The following is a 17,982-nucleotide window of genomic DNA, read 5'->3' as shown; positions in this document are numbered from 1 at the left end:
TTCCTCCTGCAATTTCGTATTTGAGCTAGTTTCCTATGGGTTTTAAACGTTTCCATAGGATCACGAGAAGAGCAATGACAATAAGAGCCATCTGAGGTATTGCACTTTGCCATGATGGATAAAGTGCTATGAAGTCCAGATTGGGTATACTTGAAGACGTTGTGGATGGTATCGCACCAGCGAGTTGTAACCCATGAATCCCCATTCCAGTGAACTTAATACATAGGTAAAATACAATGACACTAGATACCATGAAAAAGGGTCGAATGGGAAGCTTCAATCCTAAACGAATCATCAAATAAGCCAGAGCGCCAAGAAAACCAAATCCAAGGACTAAGCCTAGAATGAGTTCTTTCATGCTTATTTGATTTACCATTCCTATAAAGAACAAGACCGTTTCAGTTCCTTCGCGAAAGACGGCCAGAAACGAGAGAATCCCTAGCGAAACCATTTTTCCGGTATCCAGAGCGGACGTGCTTTGTTCCCTAATGTACTTCTGCCAATCAGAAACATTGGATTGAGTATGAAGCCAATAGCTCATGTATAAGAGCATCAAAGCCGCAAAGATACCCGTCCAACCATTGATCAAAGCATTGTTGTTACCAAATGCACCTGAAGAGAAAACAAACTTAACGATAATAGCCACCAAAATACTAAGTAAGAGTCCCCCTATAACTCCTAGCCAAACCCAGGCGCTCCCCTTGGTTTGCCCCGACTTCTTTACAAAGGCTAGTAAAGCAGCGATCACTAATAGAGCTTCAAGACCTTCGCGGATTAGGATCATAGCAGCATCCCAAAACGTATACCCAGATTTGCCCGCTAGTGGGCTTAAATAGTTGATCATTTGATTCAGTAATTGAATCGAGCTTTGATAATTTGGCGGAGTTGCCGAAAGCATTGCATTGACCGTGACCATATCCCTTTCCGAATCGGCATAGACAGATGCAGACTGTGCAACGACATTTCCTTCCACACTGAGCCAGGAATCTCTTACTTTAGAAATTTCAGCAAGCGCCTCTTGTTGTTGCTGATTCTTAGCTTTGAGCTTCGTTTGTTGTAAAAGAACGATGAAATCACTTAATGAGATAGATTCTTGTTTAAACTGTTGTCCCTTGGGAAAATTGCCATGGATTACCTTCAAATTAACGGTTTCAAGTCCTTGTAACGCCTGCGTAATGGCATCTTGTTTCTTTTGCATAAACGCATAATCCACTTGACCCATGTTGGACTCAACTTCTTTGTACGCTTCTCCTGATTCCCGTTTTACACTATCTTCGATTTGCCCCCAGATATCATGGAAGTGTTGATAATCTTGTTTCGCTTCGGACAAGTGCCCTTGAGCCGACGCCGTTAATGCATGATCGATAAAGACTTCGGCTCGAGTCATATTATCAGAAGCTTGAGTAGATGCCGCCCAAACTTTGCTTGGGCTTAACGTAACCACAATGGCTGCAATGAGTAATATTGTCTTGATTGTCCGAGTCATTATGTACCTCCTTTTTTGCAATTGAATGTGATAACTATTCTCAGTTAAAAAGATACATATTAATCCTGATAATGTCAATGGTTTTAGTTGGTAATACTTTATTATCACTGTCCTTGAATCAATTCATATGATCATTTATTCGTATAAGCCTTTATAAAGTGGAAAGACTCGCCCGTTAGTTAAAGCGGGTGAGTCATTTCAGAATGTTTCATACGAATCTAATTATTCAGTGGGAATAGCTTTTACTGCAACCATAGCTTTTGCTAACGGACATTCATCAGAATGATTTTCTCCGCAATGATGGCAAAGTTCGATAAGAGCCGCAAGAGCCTTTTCCTTTTTGGAAGCGTCAAACATTAAAATTCCTCCCCTCAACAACGACTTCATTTATATGACGAGGTAGTGAGGGAAAAAGATAGTGGTTCCAAAAGTTTTTTTACTCAAGGCCTTTGGCAGTGAGAGTAAATGTTCCAGTGCTTCCATATTGATTTTTAGAAGAGAGGATTTTCCTTAATAATGATCTTGCTTTGTGTAATCGCCATTTTACTAACTCGTTGGAACAATCAAGAATTTCGGCGACCTCTTTCGTGGTACAACCGTTGATTTCTCGCAGAATATAGACCTCTTTTTGTTGATCAGGCAGTTCAGCAATTGATTTAAAAAGGATATTTCGAATCGCTGTTTTCTGACAGGACGAGTCAGGGTCAGTACTTGCCGGGGTCTTTTCAAATTGGTCATCGGATTCAGGACTTTCATGGCGTACACAAGCTTTTCGTTGATGATCAATCGTATGATTGACCGCAATTTTGTAAAGCCATGTAGAATATTTTGATTTGCCATGAAATGTGCATAATGCCTGAAATGCTTTTAAAAAGACTTCTTGGGTTAGATCTTGAGCTAAATGGTAATCACCGATCATTCCATAGATAAGGTTTAGAATTTTATCCTGGTTTTTTTCAACTAATTGTTCAAAGGAGATATTGGTATCCGTTAATCCTGCTTGGTACACATTCGCTTTCATTTTATCAGTCCTTCACATTTGATGGTTATTAAGTTCAGTATTTCTTTATTAGACGTAATTCATTATGAATAGATAGTTGTAAGAGATACTTTAAGTTGGAGTTGGAGTCGGATTTGACTTATTTAACATGTCTTAGTGTTTTTACATTAGTTTCTAATAGACAATCCTTGTAAGTTTTATATGGGACTCAAAAAACAATCTGCGTGAGCGATATATTGTAACATATGTACCAGAGAGTTGAAACTATAAATTGTTCGAAATATGGAATATCTAGTATACCATAGTCAAAGTTTTGATCCCGATTCCTTATGGGACAAATTCTATCAAAGAGTGTGTTAAGTACAGGGCAGACAGACAAAGATACTTTGTAAATTGGCAAAGACCTTAATATATCTACTAGAAGTCTTTGGAAGATATAAATATCTGCAGAAATATTGGTTCGATAAATTGGGATTAACCGCGAAAAAAGTCAAAATTAATTCTACAGAAATACTATCCAAATCCTTCTTTATTACGTCTCAATGATGTAACTCGGTAAAAATGAAGAGGAGGTATAAATATGTTTGATGTTGTGAAAAAACAAACAGCTATTGAGGCACTTGTTGCGATGTGCCACCAATGCGGAGATAACCACACAGACGAATGCCCACTAGCCAAAGCTATTTCCGCAGCGAAATTAATCCCTACCCAAAAGTAAGAAGAAACACTGCTCCTTTTAACCAATATAAGGTTGACCACGGGTTCGGGCATCCATAAGCTTCTTTATCGCTCAGAATACAGTTCACAGAATATGCTTTTATGCAACTATCCAAATAAAGGAGTGACTTTAGAATGAAACATCTGATTAAATCCATATTCGGTCTTATCCTTCGACTATATGTCGGTTATGAGTTTTTAACTGCCGGATGGGAAAAAATCGTTTCAGGCTTTAATGGCGTAGCAGTAACAGGATTTCTAAAAAGTGGCCTTGCACAGACACACGGTGCTTTATTAGCTAGTAAGGGGGCAGAAGCCGCTGCTCATGCCAATGTCAGTGACGTTTGGGCCTGGTTTATAAGTAATATTTTCATTCCTTCCTCACCACTATTTGCCTTCATTGTAAAGTATGGTGAATTTTTTGTTGGCCTAGGCCTAATCCTCGGGTGTTTTTCAGCACTTGCGGCTTTCTTTGGAATAATTATGAACTTCTCCTACTTATTAACCGGAACTGTTTCAGTAAATCCGCAACTAGTAATTTTTCAGCTAATAATTTTATTAATTGGGGCCGCCGTTTATACGATAGGCATCGACCGGCTCTTTATGGAGAAACTTGTTTCAAAACACCCAGTATTGAAAAGGGGCTTTTTTAAAGTTCTTTTCCCTGTTGACAAACAATAATGTCAAGGGCATCTTTGTTAATTGCTTACTTCACAAGATAACTATATATAAAACCGGGCTATTAGTACCACAAATAGGGCCGGAGAATCTGACGAAACATTGCATTTAACACCGTATAAAGTAATTGTAATGAATAAACTAAAATGCACTCTAAATAAAAATGGCCTTGCCTACAAGGAAATGTAACCTTGAAGCGGGGCCATGTTTTAATTTAAGGAGATATGATAAATACTTCTCAACTAAATGTCCAATCAGGCTAAGTGATGGTTAATAATTCTCAGAAAGTATCTGGTTATCATTGTTCATTAATCTTTGAAACTGTTTGAGGATTTTTGGGGGCAGGTAGAAGAATGCTGTAAATTAACGAAGCGATGAACTTTTGTCAATAGGTTTGCGCTGGATAAGTCCGCGATAAGAAGCCATAGAAGTCATGACTTCACAAGCCGCCCATAAGGCTTTAGCGGTTCCTCTTGTGTATCTTTAAGGCAAGTTACATTACTTTATGGTGACTCAATACCATTACGTTAACGCACGTTGATGTTACTTGATAGCAATTTTTAGAGAATATATTTCCATGAACCCAGCACGTTTTGTGTGCGTAATAATGACAAATAGTAGATGTAAGTATGGATTTTTTGAATTAGTCCATAGCACCTAAGCTTACATCAACTACAATTAGTTGTAGGAAGTCAACAATATGCTCTTGTCAAGCCAAAGATATTAAAGAATAGTTTTGAATTATCAAGCGTATGATAGTTTTGAATGTTATATTTTACAATTGAGATTTAAGAAGGAGTTTCATCTATATGGAGGAAATTGTAAAAGTAAAAAGGTTGCAAAAAAAATTCGGTAAATTTAAAGCATTGCATGATGTGCCTCAACCCACGTTGATGTTACTTCATTGTAATATTTAGTTAAGGCGTATATTCAAAGAGAGGTATGCCTTTTTTATTTTATGTTACGGTTGGACTCGTCTTTGAAAACTACTGGCGGAGGAAATTCAGGAACAAAGGAATTTACGTGAAGTATAAACAGGGCATGTAGCCAATGAAACATTATTCAAATACCCAGCAACGACGATAGTTTATATAAAGGAATCAACAGGTATAGAGGGTATTAATAAGTAGGCTAAATAATGAGTAGGCAAAAGTGGCGTGATTATTTGATATGTTTGTCTATTAATTGTTTCAGTTTTACCTCAGTTAATGAATCCTCCACTGGGGTATATATATTGAATCGTAAATCCATATCACCTTGAACTTGAAGAGAAGTCATATTGAAGAGCATTCTTCCCGCTTTTGCATGTCTAAATTCAATGATTACTTCCGGAGCCATACTCACTTGACTTTCTTGCCACAAAGACAGAAAGTCTGGGTAAAGATCCGACATTTCTTGAAGAAATTGATTGTACCACTCATCATTTACATATTGACCATAGTAAGCTCGAAAAATGGCTAGAAATCCTTTGACAAAATGTCGCCAATTAACAGCTAACGATCTTAATTCTTTCCTTGAAAATACCAAACGAATCATGTTGCGTTGCTCGGGTAGAATTAGTTCGAAATCCAGAAAAACAAGGGCCGCTAAAGGATTCCAACCGACAATTTGAAAATGCCGGTCAGTGATAAATGTTGGACAATATTTAAGTTCAGCTAAAATTCTTTCTAAAGAAGAAGGAATCTTAGACTGCATGACCTCAGGCTCATAAACTTTTGTATTCGATTCAAAAGCAAGATCATACAGGTACTTACGTTCATCAATATTTAGTTGTAAAGCTTTTGCAATTGAATCTAACACGGATGAAGAAACTTTGATATCTCGACCTTGTTCTAACCAGGTGTACCAAGTGGTGCTCACTCCTGCTAATTGAGCAACTTCTTCTCTCCTAAGACCAGGAGTTCTTCTCCGAGTACCAGTTAGTAATCCGACGGAACATGCTTGAATTTTAGCGCGCCTTGATTTTAGAAATGCAGACAATGCTTCTAATCTTGATTTATCATTCAATATTGAGCCCCCCTAAGTATATTCATAGTGTTAATTATACTATGATAAACTATAACTTGTAATAGGATAACCAACGTGTAAGAATATAGAAAAACCTATCTATTAGGGGGGATCAACATTGGAACGTGTAGTTATCACAGGAATGGGAATCGTTTCACCGTTGGGAAACAATGTGGAAGAATTTTGGCAAGGTTTAATTGCAGGTAAGTCAGGAATTTCTACTAATGATTTATTTGATGTTAGCAATATGAAAACAAAAATCGCTGGTATTATTCGTGATTTTAACCCGGAAGAGATATTTGGTCGTAAGGATGCAAGGCATATGGACAGATTTTGTCAATTTGCCTTGGCTGCAGCCGATCAAGCATGGTCAGATTCAAAGCTGGAAATAAAACAAATTACCTTGGAACGTCTTGGCGTTTATGTAGGGTCTGGAATCGGTGGAATTAACACCTTGCTTGACAATGTGGATATTCTTCGAGAAAAAGGACCAGGGAGAGTAAGTCCAACCTTGGTACCCGCAATGATTTCAAATGCTGCTACAGCACAAATCAGTATTAAATGGGGTGCGATGGGGCCTACAATGTCACCGGTTTCCGCATGTGCAATCGGAAATACCGCAATTGGTGAAGCGTTTAGACTAATTAGGTATGGTGAAGCAGATGTCATATTTGCCGGAGGTGCCGAAGCAGCGATCACTGATTTGGCAATAGCTAGTTTTGCGAATGCAAAGGCACTGTCTTCAAGGAATAATGAACCAATTAAAGCTAGTCGTCCGTTTGATGCTAATCGGGATGGATTTGTCATGGCCGAAGGTGCAGGGATCTTAATACTTGAGGCTTTATCACATGCCAAAGCCAGAGATGCACGGATTTATGCTGAGGTCATCGGATACGGTCTAAGTTCCGATGCCTATAACATGGTTGCTTCACATCCAGAAGGTAATGGAGCATTTCTTGCGATGAATAAGGCTATGAAAGATGCAGGTATTTCCATTGAACAAGTGGATGTTATAAGTGCCCATGCAACAAGTACATTGCCAGGTGATTTATCCGAGACAATTGCAATCAAGAGGGTTTTCGGAATACAGGCATATAAGATTCCCATAACAGCAAATAAGTCTATGACAGGTCATATGTTAGGCGCTGCGGGTGGAGTAGAGGCCATTGCACTAGCAAAAAGTTTGCAAGAAGGAATCATACCTCCCACAATTAACCAAGAAAAGTCCGATGAGCAATGTGATTTAGATTATGTACCTAATATTGCTCGTAGAAAAAATATGAGGATAGGGTTGTCAAATTCGTTTGGTTTCGGGGGGCACAATGCAGTGATCGTTTTGAAAAAGTATGAGTATTCAGCCGAGAAGCACTAGAGGGAATGTCCTCATTTTTGTATCGTGGATGGAGATACTAATTCCTGAACAAAGAGGGATTTGCGTCTGAATCGGATAAAATAGTAGGCCGAATTGAAGGGAATACTCATAAAAGAGGACAAATGATTTAAGTATTCAGTATCACTGTCATGCCCAGACACACATTGATGTTACTTTATTGTAAGTTTTTATAGAAAAATATGTTTCATTCACAATATAGGGCGTAAATCCAGTGATAGAGCCACTATATGTTGTGGTTTCGGTCCCGAAATGATGTGTTTCCTCGTACTGCAATGTAAGTGTGGGGAAACATTATTTATGCATTTTTTCATCCAAGCGCACTGGAGGTAGTGGAATGGACTTAAATAAAGACAAAGATACTATAGCTGCGGGTCGTCGTCATACAATTGGTCTTAAATTGGACGGCACTGTTACGGCTGTGGGTGATAATAATTATGGCCAATGTGATGTAAACGGTTGGTGCGATATTGTGGCAGTCGCAGCTGGTAATGTTCATATGGCGACGAATACGGGTAATGCTCATACCATCGGACTTAAATCGGACGGTACCGTGGCGGCAGTGGGTTGGAATGACTATGGTCAATGCAATGTAAGTGACTTGTGCGATATTGTAGCGGTTGCTGCGGGTTGCGCTCATACTCTCGGCCTTAAGTCGGATGGTACAGTGGTTGCTGTGGGTGATAATGAATGTGGCCAATGCGATGTAAACGAATGGCGTGGCATCAAACTGCCCGGCCATTAGTTTTTAATATAAATAATACATATAACAATGAATGCCGTGCGCCGAAGTTAAGTAATGCAATATAGTAGGGTCAATTCAGGACCAATGTCTGAAAATGCGAATTAAATTCAGAAATTATTTGGATAATAGATTAGAGGAAAAATGGTTTAATCAAAGCACTTAGAGAACCTATAAGGGGGAACTCTAACTATGGAAAAGATAGAACTATTTGGAGCATTGCAAGCCCGTTTTGAGAAAAACATTAATCGTCATAAAGGTCTTGAATGGACTAAAATTCAAGCAATGCTGGAAGCTAATCCAGAAAAGCTGTGTTCACTGAATGAAATGGAAAGAACATAAACCAGAAAATAACGCTATTGATATGGCTGCTGCCATGGGCATTGAACTTTTAACAGAAGAACAATACCGGGAACTGCAGAAACTTGGAAAATTTGATACGAAATCATCGAGCTGGGTAAAAACACCTGCTACTATTAGAGAACTTGGCGGAGCCATCTTTTGTGATCGTCGTTACGACACTGTGTTTGTGTACCACAATGGAGCAGAATGCTACTATGCCGGAAGGGTATTCCGCGGCTTGCTAAAAGTCTAGATCACTTTCAATTCTGGAATTTGATTCCGACATTGATAAAGTATGAACGAATGGGGGTGTCGGAGTAGGGCAGCGAAAAAGAAATGGATAGCCTTCACAGGATTATTGTGTGCATTGGATGAACAGACATTATTACATGCCGCTTTGCTATTGGTAAGTCACCGATGGGTGATTATCAAATAGAAATCACCAGTATTGTGCGAATGGTGAATAAAGTGGAAATCGAAAGGAGTGACATATATGACAAACGAACGCGTGTATAAGATGGCGTTTTCGAGCGTCTACCCGTTACTCGTCCAAAAGGCGGAGCGCAAAGGGCGCACCAAATCCGAGGTTGATGTTGTGATTTGTTGGCTTACGGGGTATGACGATTCTGGTTTGCAAGAGCAAATAATGAAGAATATTGATTATGAAACTTTTTTTAGTCAAGCCCCGCAAATAAATCCAAACGCTGCTAAAATTTCAGGTTTGATTTGCGGGCATCGCGTCGAGGAAATCCCAGACCCTCTCATGCAGAAAATCAGGTGGCTTGACAAACTGGTGGACGAATTGGCAAAAGGAAAGCCAATGGAGAAGATTTTGAGAAGTTGAATTTCTGGGTTACTCATAATAGTAATCAATTAATTTGGAGGTAAGATTAGAATGAATATAAAATTTGATCCAAATAACATAGTTATTAAATTATGTATGAGTGGGATGAGATTGGAAGATAGTGGAGACATTGAAGATGCAATCACGATGTTTCATAAAGCATGGCACGAAGCAACAGACGACTATGAAAGATTTATTGCAGCTTATCATTTAGCTCGTCAACAAAAGAGTATTACTGATAAATTGAAATGGATGGAAACATCTTTACAGTGTGCATTAAAAATAAATGATGATAATGTTAAGAGTGCATACTCAACGTTATATTTAAACATTGCCAAATATTATGAGGAGTTGTGTGACTCTGATAATGCAAAAAGAAATTATGAATTGTCAAATTCATATAAAGGTGCACCTTCTGATGAAGGACCATTTTATCATGGGACAAAGGCAGATTTGCAGGTTGGTGATCTACTGACAGCGGGTGGAAATTCAAATTACAAACCTGGGCTTAAAATGAACCACATTTATTTCACTGCTAATATCAATGGCGCAGGACTGGCAGCAGCATTAGCTAATGGAGATGGAAGAGAACGCGTTTATATAATAGAACCAACAGGTGAATTTGAAAACGACCCAAATGTTACTGACAAAAAATTCCCTGGTAACTTAACACGTTCTTATCGCTCACAAGAACCTTTAAGAATTATTGGTGAAGAAACAGAGTGGGCAAAACTGACAATTACGGAGCGACGTGAATGGCGCGATAATTTAGCCAAAAACAAGGGCGAAATTATTAACTGAACATATTTCGTGGGTAAATTAGTTACTATTTCAAGTTTGTCGGTGGGCTTACACCTAGAAACTGTGGCTGTATATCACGAATTATTTACTGCCTTATAGAAACTATGAATATTTACGAGGATAAAAGAGGACAGATGATTGTGATAATGTGGTCTTCGACATTGTGCTCGGGGCTAGAAAACGTTATTTTTGGAACATGTACCCACGAACGGAGCACGTTGAGACCGTGACTAGTTTAAGAAAACGGACACTCTGAAAGTGAGTGCTCTTGATCTTTTGGGCGGTAAGGGAGAGATTGGTAGTTCGCATACTTTAGATTAAGCGTTAGGACACTTTTTTTAAATGGACTGGTTCCCATTATCTATATTTAAGTTAAGCTAATAATGGGTATATGAATGATTAAAGTGAATTGTTCAGTAAATCTTGGCAGACAGACCTCCTCTACAAAGCCAATCATGGACGCCGTCACAGAGCTGTTTGAACGCATCGTTGACAAAAATCTTCTGATCAGAAGAGTCAACATCACAGCGAATCATGTTGTTGATGAGGCAACTGTTCATAAGATAAGCAACTTTGAACAGCTTGATCTCTTTACGGATTACGCGGCTGCGCAGGCAAAAAAAGAAGATGAAGAAGCTGAGCTTGCACGAGAAAAAAAGATGCAGCAAGCAATGCTGGAAATAAAAAAGAAATACGGCAAGAACGCCATTCTAAAGGGTATGAATCTGGAGGAAGGAGCAACGACTGTAGACCGGAACAGGCAGATTGGAGGGCATAAATCATGACGAGGACATATGACGACATCATTAATCTACCTCACCATGTCTCTACGACACGCCCTCATATGACTGCCATTGACCGGGCAGCTCAGTTTTCCCCTTTCGCCGCACTGACCGGCTATGATACCGCCATTAAAGAAACCGCAAGGCTGACTGACGAGAAAGTAAAATTGGACGAATACATGAAGGACGCTTTGAGTGATAGGCTGCAAATCATAGCAGATCGGATTAAAAGAGCATCCTGAAATCGCAATTACCTACTTTCAGCCGGATGCGAAGAAGAATGGTGGTGCCTATGTTACTGCTATCAGTACGGCTAAAAAGATAGACGAATATGAACGAGTTGTCGTTATGATCGATGGCACAGTGATCCCCATTGATGAAATAATCAGCATAGATGGGCAAATATTCGAGTCTATGGAAATATTTTGATCAGATAGTAAAGGTTAGAACAGATAGTGAATACAAGCACAGAAGATATCAATGCCAAATAACCCCGTCTTGCATCTTTCTAAGTTCAAGATGCCGCCTCGTTAAAGACTAGCCAACAGTATAGTGCCGGGGGTTTTTGCACCCGGATTATTCAGGTATTCTCATATTAAACTTGATTTCAAGCCCTTTTAAGGTTAGTGATTGTTATGGAAGTAAATGCAATCAGAAAAATTCGCTTGGATTACGGCTATTAAAATCTAAGCGAATTTCACGTTTTGGCAAATATTTGTCAGTAGCCTTAGTTGGCTTCGAAAAATAATAGGCATCATGATAGAAAATGAATTCTTTTTACGAAATAATTTATGGGAGCTCTCATCAAAAAAATTTTCGAAAGGAATTAGAATGAAAATTGATGAAACAAATTTTATTGTTCTTCTAAAGAAAAGAGAAGAGAAAGCACTGGATTATCTCATTTGTAATTATGGTTGGCTGATTAAAAGTATTGTGAAAAAGAATCTCTATGGACTTAAAAATCTTCAAGGTGAATGTATTAACGATATCTTATTAGCGGTTTGGTTACACATTGAGGATTTTGATGAAAAGAAAAAACCTTTTAAAAATTGGCTGGGAGCTGTTTCTACGTATAAATGCATTGACTATAAAAGAAAGTATCTTCGGGAGTTGGAGATAGAGAATATAGAAGATCTTTCTTTGGCAAGCAGTGCTTATGTAGATCGAGAACTTCTCAAAAATGAATTAGATGAAGACGTCGAACAATTACTTAATCATTTAAAGTCAGAAGATAAGAAATTATTTATTGATCATTTTGTTCAGGAAAAAGATATTAAAGCACTTTCCGAGGAAATGAATCTAAAACCCTCGGTCATATACAACCGTTTATCAAGGGCCAAAAACAAATTGCGAGGTTTTATGAAGACCAACCAGGAAAGCAGAGGTATCCAACATGAATAATATTTATCAACTATTAAATGAGGTTGACATAGATTTCAGTAATTATCCGGAATACGAATTAAGTGCTCATGAAATAAAGCAGATGAAAAGGGCTTTTCGCAAAAGCCGCTTTAATCTCGCTAAAAGTTATAAAATAGGTATTGCTATTGCTATGACCTTAATTATTGGATTTGCCCTATTGATAATGCCGATGGCTGGCAAGGAAGCCCTGGCAAATATCTTTGGTATCAGTATTGAAGAATTTATTCATTATCGAACAAGTACCCTCCAAGATTATAAAACGGTTGTCAACAGAACAATTAATCAGGATGGGGTTGCTGTTACTTTGAATGAAGTGGCAATCGATAATAATCAAATTCTAGTAAGCAGCACTTTTCAGGCTGAAGGAGTCAAATGGGCTGAAAGTTCCTCTGTTATGCCTAATATATATATAAATGGCCAAGAACTATCAAGTAACGGAGGAACCTGTAAAGCCATTGTAAGAGATAACAATACTTGTAGTTTCCTTTCGTCGATACACTTAACTAAAGATTTCATAAAAAATGGGAATTTGGATATGAAAATTGAGTTTAATGAAATTTGGGGAGATACACATAAGAAAGGAAACTGGGCTTTCGAATTTTATACCAGTAAAGATAATCTTTCAGGCAAAGTAAAAACCATTACGATAAATAAAGAGATCCTTTTAGGACAGGGAAATACGATTTCTGTAGATAATCTTAAGCTCTCCCCAATATCAACAGTTCTGAATTTTACCATGAAGGAACAAGACCCAAAGGATAAATCTTATGATATGCAGTTTATTGTGCAAGACCAAAACGGGAATGAGTTAAAATGGGTTTCGGGGTCAACTGGCCTGAAATCAAATTTTTGGATTTATGAAACTTTGAATGAGAAGGTCACTAAACTAAAAATCACCCCAGTTACAATATACTACGGAAAACCTCAGCAAGTGGGAGACCATGAGTATAGACAAAATTCGGATCACAAAACGATATTGAAAGATCAAGCTTTTGAAATCAAAATTAAATAGAGCATATTTCAAAATATCCTTCTTTTTGAAGAAACCTTCGAAGATCGTCTTCGGAGGTTTTCCTTTCTTTTCTGAAGATATAGCGATGGTGGAATCAAAAACTCGTCTCCGAGGTCCCCATGAGAAGTCTGTTAAGAAACTGTTAAGAAGTTGTTTAGAAAAAATTAAGACCTAAGAATTAAAATGGGCATAGAGTTTTGGGAAGAACTTGAAGTGTTTTAGGCAGATTTTACGTCCAATTAAATAGTACTGCGAAACGTAAGGTTCTAGCTGTGATAGAAATGCGTCTAGGATCTAGGTACTGTTAATTTAGATCTGATAAATTTCAGAGTTTTTATGAGGTGAAGAAATGGAAGCGGTTATTGAAGTAGAGGATCTGCGGAAGGTCTATAAGCTGGGAACGGTTGAGGTAGAGGTATTAAAAAATATTAATGTCCATATTCACAAAAGCGAGTTTGTTTCCATAATGGGTCCATCAGGTTCTGGAAAAAGCACTCTTTTATATCTAATTGGCGGATTGGATAAACCAACGTCCGGCTGCATTAAAGTCAATGGCAAAGAGATTTCTCAAATGAAGGATCGGGATGAAAGTGCAATGCGCAGAAAGGATATAGGGTTTGTCTTTCAGTTTTACAATCTCATTCCGAATTTAAGTGTGGAAGAAAATGTTTTCCTGCCGATTTTGCTTGACGGGAAAAAAATAAAGAGTTACAGAAGTAAACTTGATGAAATATTAGAGATTGTCGGTCTTGCGGACAGAAAAAAACACACTCCCAGGGAATTATCGGGGGGGCAGCAGCAGAGAGTAGCGATTGCCAGAGCTCTAATCAATGAGCCGGAGATTATTTTAGCGGATGAGCCGATAGGTAACTTAGATTCGAAAACAGGGACAGAAGTAATGAAACTGTTGAAGGCAATCAATACGGAAAAAAAGAGAACCATTGTTCAGGTAACTCACTCTAGGGAAGCAGCAGATTACGGCCTAAGGGTCATAAACTTAAAAGATGGGATGGTATGCTAACAGTGAAAAGGTTATTAAAGAGCAGCTTAATTGCAGGGAGTATTGGAATATTACTTTTTAGCCTGTCCGGCTGCGGCAAAAAAGCCGAAACAACTGGTCAAAATGCGGCAAAACCTGTGACTAAGCAAGTTGTTGAAGCTTTTGGCGTCGTAAAATCTAGCGAGGTAGAAACGATTAATCTAGATATCCCTGCGGTTGTAACTAAAGTCAATGTGGCAGAAGGGCAGACAGTAAACAGGGGAGAGACATTAATCCGTTTGGATACTGAGAATTATCAGGATCAGATCAGAAGCAAGCAGCTGGAATTAAGAAACCTGCAGCTGGAATTAGCAGACATAGAGGAGAATTATGAAGCGAAACGGAGCAGTTTGGATAATAGCAGCGATCCAAATATTAAGAAATATATTAATGAAAGAAAATACGCGGAAGAATTATATACCAGTGCAGTAAAGGAACTGACGGCGAGGGAAGAACTCTATAAAGCAGGAGCCTTTTCTCTCGAAGAATTGAATCATTTTAGGGATACAGTAAATGAGAAGAAAAAAGCCGTCGAAGATGCCGTTTATTCTGAGGAAAGCAGCAGGAAGGAAATTCAAGACGAGCTGGCCGATCTGATTACGTCCAGAGATGAGAAGAATAATAATGCAGCTTCCCTGGAATTTGATATTCAAACGATGCAGGAAAAAATGAACAAGAGCTATTTAAAAGGCAATGATATTATTGCCGATGTAACCAGTGGGGTTGTGGGTGAGATCGGGTGCGCACAAGGGGATATTATTAGTACTGAGCAAGGAAAAAAATTACTCACTATTCTAAATAAAGATAGCCTTTATGTTGAGGCTGACGTGGCTGAAGAATTTATTAAGGATGTGAAAATAGGAGCAGAGGTTGCCATAAACCCTCAAGCAGACAAATCCCGGACATATAAAGGAAAAGTTCTTACCATTGCCGAGAAAGCAGTTCAAAAGGACAATGAAACCATTATTCCTGTACGAATAGCAATTGAAAAAAAAGATAGTTTTTTGCTCCCTGAATTTAACGTCGATGTTTCGATTAGTGCAGAAAATAAGAAGCAGGATTAGAAATAAGAATCAAAGCAGCATGTCCTTATAAGGCCGGGAAGCTGCTTAGGGAGTGTTTTGATGGGTGTGATCACTAAGTATATCTTTAAAAGTATGGGTGAAAAAAAGCTGCGTACATTTCTGATTATTCTAGCCATTGTTCTTTCTTCCGGGGTGTTTTTTGCTTCAATAGCTATTTCCGGAAGCCTGAATGAAATGATTATCCAAGGAATTCAAGCTTCGGTCGGAAATGCGGATATTACAATCGTTTCCACTGAAAAATCGGTATCTCCTTTTTTCTATATGCAAAGAGCAGAAAAGTATCGCGATCGTACGGAATATATCATCGGTGAGCTGCAGAATAATGCAATTTATCAACCTGGGGTACATAAAAAGATTCCCGTAAACTTGACGGGAGCTGAGCTTGAAGATATCCAAAAAATGAACCCATTTACTATCGAACAGGAGTCCAATTTATATCCTTTTGAGGGCAGGAAGATTGTTTTAAGCCAGGCGGATGCCGCTAAGTATCAATTGAAGGTAGGGGATAGTCTGGAATTGGAATTAGAATACGAGAACAAGGTATCCAGACAAACGTTCAAAATATGCGCGATCAGTTCGGCTACAGGTTTTTTTAAGGGCGACAGCAAATCAATTACCGCTCTTGTTCCGACGGATTTTTTAAGTACTTATAGCAATGCTCAGGGTAAGGTAGGGGCTATTTATATTAAACTATTAAACTCGGAAGACAAACAGAAAATGATTGATCAGTTAGCAGACGATTATAAGAGCTATAAGGTATTTGAGCTTTTTCCTTTGGAGGAAATAAAACAGGAAACGTCTATGATATCGGCAGTCTTTCTTATGCTCTCATCTATTGTTTTTTTTATGAGCATATTTATCATATATTCCTCATTTAAGGTGATTACTACGGAGAAGCTTCCAATAATAGGAACTTTCCGCAGTATAGGCGCAACCAAACGAATGACCAATTATTTATTGTTAGGGGAAAGCCTTTTTTACGGTATTATAGGTGGTCTTTTAGGGTGTGTTGTGGGAGTAGGTATCTTATATTTGATGTCCTATGCTTTAAGTAAGATGGTCAATGGTTCCGAGGGAATGGAGTTTCATACTACCATTCAGTTTTCAGGAATAAATTTTCTGATGGCTTTTGGCATGGCCTTGATTCTTTGCCTGGTCAGCTCTCTAATTCCAATTTTAAGAGTATCTAAAATCCCAATAAAGGAAATTGTTTTAAACATCGTACAAAAAGATACAAGGCGAAGAAAGCTATGGCCGGTGCTGGGGATAGTTTTCATGATGATAGCCTTTGCTTTTTCGCTCATTAATTCGGATGATCTGAGGCCTATTTTGGGAAGTGTAGGGATGATCTTATCCCTCTTGGCTGTCGTCATGCTTGTCCCTAATTTCACGGCACTTTTTGCTAAGTTGTTGGAAAAGTTGTATGTTTTTTCTTTTGGCAATATAGGAATTCTAGCTGCCAAGAATTTAAGAGAAAACCAAAATATTATTAACAATATATCAATGCTGGCTATTGGTATTGCCTGTTTGCTTTTAATTAACACAGCCAGCTACGATAGTGTCATGAGTATAACGGATCAATACAAAAATGTGTTGTATGATATTGAAATGGGCATACAAAAAGCCGATCGGACGGTCGAAAACAGGTTGCTGAGCATTGAAGGTGTTCAAGAGGTCTATGGGGATTACGAAGCTTATGGCGTAGAAATTGCTAGTAAAAATGACAAAATATCACGGATCAAGGGGGTTGATACAACGAAGGTTTTTGACTTCTGGAATTTTCCAATGTCTGGGGACCTTCAAAAGGAGTTTAATCAGCTGGATGAAGGGCGCAACATATTACTGACGAATGCTTTAAAGGAAAAACTGAAGTTAAAGGAAGGGGATTTACTTAAACTTAAGCTGAAAGGCGGGGAAAAAGAATACAAAGTAATAGGCTTCTTTGATAATTTCGCTTCAAACAAATATCTTGGCTTGGTATCCCAGAGATTTTTAAAAGCGGACAATCAGGATAAGTACTACTCAAGTATCTATATTAAAACTTCTCAAAATCCTGATGTTGTTCTGAAAAAGATTGAATCTAAATTTATCAGGTCATCGCCTTATCTACAGACAAAAGCTAAAATCCAGGAAGAATATATGAATGAAAATCAGCAGAGTACTATACTCATGTCCGGTTTTTCAGTGCTGGCCATCATCATTGGAGTATTTGGTGTCTTGAACAATCTTCTGATAAGTTTTCTGGTCCGCCGCCGTTCTTTGGCTGTATTTCGTTCAATAGGAATGAGCAAGGTTCAAATCGTCAAGATGATTTTTATTGAATCGTTGACAGGCGGTATAATTGGCGGGTTGTTAGGTGTTATGGCTGGTACGTTAATGATCGTTGTTTTAGCTGGAACGAATAACTCCCAGGATATCCACTTCCCTGTTAGTTCTTATTTTATCTATGTTTTGTCAGGTATGGCTCTAATGTTGCTTGCTTCAATAAGCCCTGCCCTGAAATCTTCAAAACTGGATATAGTTGCTTCGATAAAGTTGGAATAATTAATTCAAGTTCACCATCATTGCATACGATACTTGTATCTTGAGTCAATAATGCGAAACGGCGGCTTTGATGTGAATTTCTCTCAAAAAC

15 protein-coding genes and 3 pseudogenes are annotated in these 17,982 nt (G+C 38.3%); 14 read left to right on the top strand and 4 right to left on the bottom strand.

Translation table 11 applies throughout. The features are described 5' to 3' along the window. Positions 1-25: 25 nt before the first annotated feature. The 3 genes from ACPUYX_RS17565 to ACPUYX_RS17555 form a co-directional block, all read right to left on the bottom strand. Entirely contained in the window at positions 26-1,486 is a 1,461-nt protein-coding gene (locus ACPUYX_RS17565; protein WP_426380925.1) for an FTR1 family iron permease, read from the bottom strand. Positions 1,487-1,708: 222 nt separating this feature from the next. Then, positions 1,709-1,843, bottom strand: a complete 135-nt coding sequence (locus tag ACPUYX_RS17560) for a hypothetical protein (protein WP_426380924.1) — start codon at positions 1,841-1,843, stop codon at positions 1,709-1,711. A 79-nt stretch (positions 1,844-1,922) separates the two neighbouring features. Beyond that, complete coding sequence (locus ACPUYX_RS17555; RefSeq protein WP_426380923.1) at positions 1,923-2,507, bottom strand: RNA polymerase sigma factor; 585 nt, start codon at positions 2,505-2,507, stop codon at positions 1,923-1,925. 559 nt (positions 2,508-3,066) lie between these two features. On the opposite strand from ACPUYX_RS17555, the gene ACPUYX_RS17550 reads away from it, so the two are divergent. Then, on the top strand, positions 3,067-3,204 hold the full coding sequence (locus ACPUYX_RS17550; protein ID WP_426380922.1) for a hypothetical protein: 138 nt from the start codon (positions 3,067-3,069) through the stop codon (positions 3,202-3,204). A gap of 134 nt (positions 3,205-3,338) precedes the next feature. Further along, on the top strand, positions 3,339-3,884 hold the full coding sequence (locus ACPUYX_RS17545) for a DoxX family membrane protein (RefSeq protein ID WP_426380921.1): 546 nt from the start codon (positions 3,339-3,341) through the stop codon (positions 3,882-3,884). Positions 3,885-5,042: 1,158 nt separating this feature from the next. On the opposite strand, the gene ACPUYX_RS17540 is transcribed toward ACPUYX_RS17545, so the two are convergent. Then, positions 5,043-5,888, bottom strand: a complete 846-nt coding sequence (locus ACPUYX_RS17540; RefSeq protein WP_426380920.1) for a helix-turn-helix transcriptional regulator — start codon at positions 5,886-5,888, stop codon at positions 5,043-5,045. Between the two features lie 118 nt (positions 5,889-6,006). Between ACPUYX_RS17540 and fabF the strand changes: the two genes are divergently transcribed. The 12 genes and pseudogenes from fabF to ACPUYX_RS17480 all read left to right on the top strand — a co-directional run bounded on the left by fabF (position 6,007) and on the right by ACPUYX_RS17480 (position 17,891). Further along, positions 6,007-7,260, top strand: coding sequence for a beta-ketoacyl-ACP synthase II (gene fabF, locus ACPUYX_RS17535; protein WP_426380919.1), 1,254 nt, complete (start codon positions 6,007-6,009; stop codon positions 7,258-7,260). A gap of 355 nt (positions 7,261-7,615) precedes the next feature. Continuing rightward, the gene (locus tag ACPUYX_RS17530; RefSeq protein ID WP_426380918.1) at positions 7,616-8,023 is read left to right on the top strand and encodes a hypothetical protein; all 408 of its coding nucleotides are present in this window, start codon (positions 7,616-7,618) and stop codon (positions 8,021-8,023) included. A gap of 189 nt (positions 8,024-8,212) precedes the next feature. Then, positions 8,213-8,615 (top strand): annotated as a pseudogene (locus ACPUYX_RS17525) (DUF4256 domain-containing protein). Between the two features lie 240 nt (positions 8,616-8,855). Then, positions 8,856-9,206, top strand: coding sequence for a DUF2200 domain-containing protein (locus ACPUYX_RS17520; protein WP_426380917.1), 351 nt, complete (start codon positions 8,856-8,858; stop codon positions 9,204-9,206). 51 nt (positions 9,207-9,257) lie between these two features. Beyond that, positions 9,258-10,007, top strand: a complete 750-nt coding sequence (gene arr / locus ACPUYX_RS17515) for an NAD(+)--rifampin ADP-ribosyltransferase (RefSeq protein ID WP_426380916.1) — start codon at positions 9,258-9,260, stop codon at positions 10,005-10,007. Between the two features lie 413 nt (positions 10,008-10,420). Continuing rightward, a pseudogene (locus tag ACPUYX_RS17510) lies at positions 10,421-10,792 on the top strand (DNA methylase); the annotation flags it as partial. Beyond that, positions 10,789-11,218: pseudogene (locus ACPUYX_RS17505) on the top strand (hypothetical protein). The pseudogenes ACPUYX_RS17510 and ACPUYX_RS17505, both read left to right, overlap by 4 nt. 402 nt (positions 11,219-11,620) lie before the next feature. Next, the gene (locus ACPUYX_RS17500) at positions 11,621-12,190 is read left to right on the top strand and encodes a sigma-70 family RNA polymerase sigma factor (RefSeq protein ID WP_426380915.1); all 570 of its coding nucleotides are present in this window, start codon (positions 11,621-11,623) and stop codon (positions 12,188-12,190) included. Then, on the top strand, positions 12,183-13,223 hold the full coding sequence (locus tag ACPUYX_RS17495) for a DUF4179 domain-containing protein (protein ID WP_426380914.1): 1,041 nt from the start codon (positions 12,183-12,185) through the stop codon (positions 13,221-13,223). Before ACPUYX_RS17500 ends, ACPUYX_RS17495 begins: the two co-directional genes overlap by 8 nt. Positions 13,224-13,572: 349 nt before the next feature. Next, positions 13,573-14,244, top strand: a complete 672-nt coding sequence (locus ACPUYX_RS17490) for an ABC transporter ATP-binding protein (protein ID WP_426380913.1) — start codon at positions 13,573-13,575, stop codon at positions 14,242-14,244. Then, on the top strand, positions 14,238-15,326 hold the full coding sequence (locus ACPUYX_RS17485; protein WP_426380912.1) for an HlyD family secretion protein: 1,089 nt from the start codon (positions 14,238-14,240) through the stop codon (positions 15,324-15,326). The genes ACPUYX_RS17490 and ACPUYX_RS17485 overlap by 7 nt, the downstream gene beginning before the upstream one ends. Positions 15,327-15,386: 60 nt before the next feature. Beyond that, on the top strand, positions 15,387-17,891 hold the full coding sequence (locus ACPUYX_RS17480; RefSeq protein WP_426380911.1) for an ABC transporter permease: 2,505 nt from the start codon (positions 15,387-15,389) through the stop codon (positions 17,889-17,891). Positions 17,892-17,982: the final 91 nt, after the last annotated feature.

This window comes from Desulfosporosinus sp. SYSU MS00001 (assembly GCF_049943955.1).
Lineage (GTDB): Bacteria > Bacillota > Desulfitobacteriia > Desulfitobacteriales > Desulfitobacteriaceae > Desulfosporosinus.
Note: the sequence above shows the minus strand (reverse complement) of the source record. Positions and strands in the feature narration are given on the sequence as shown.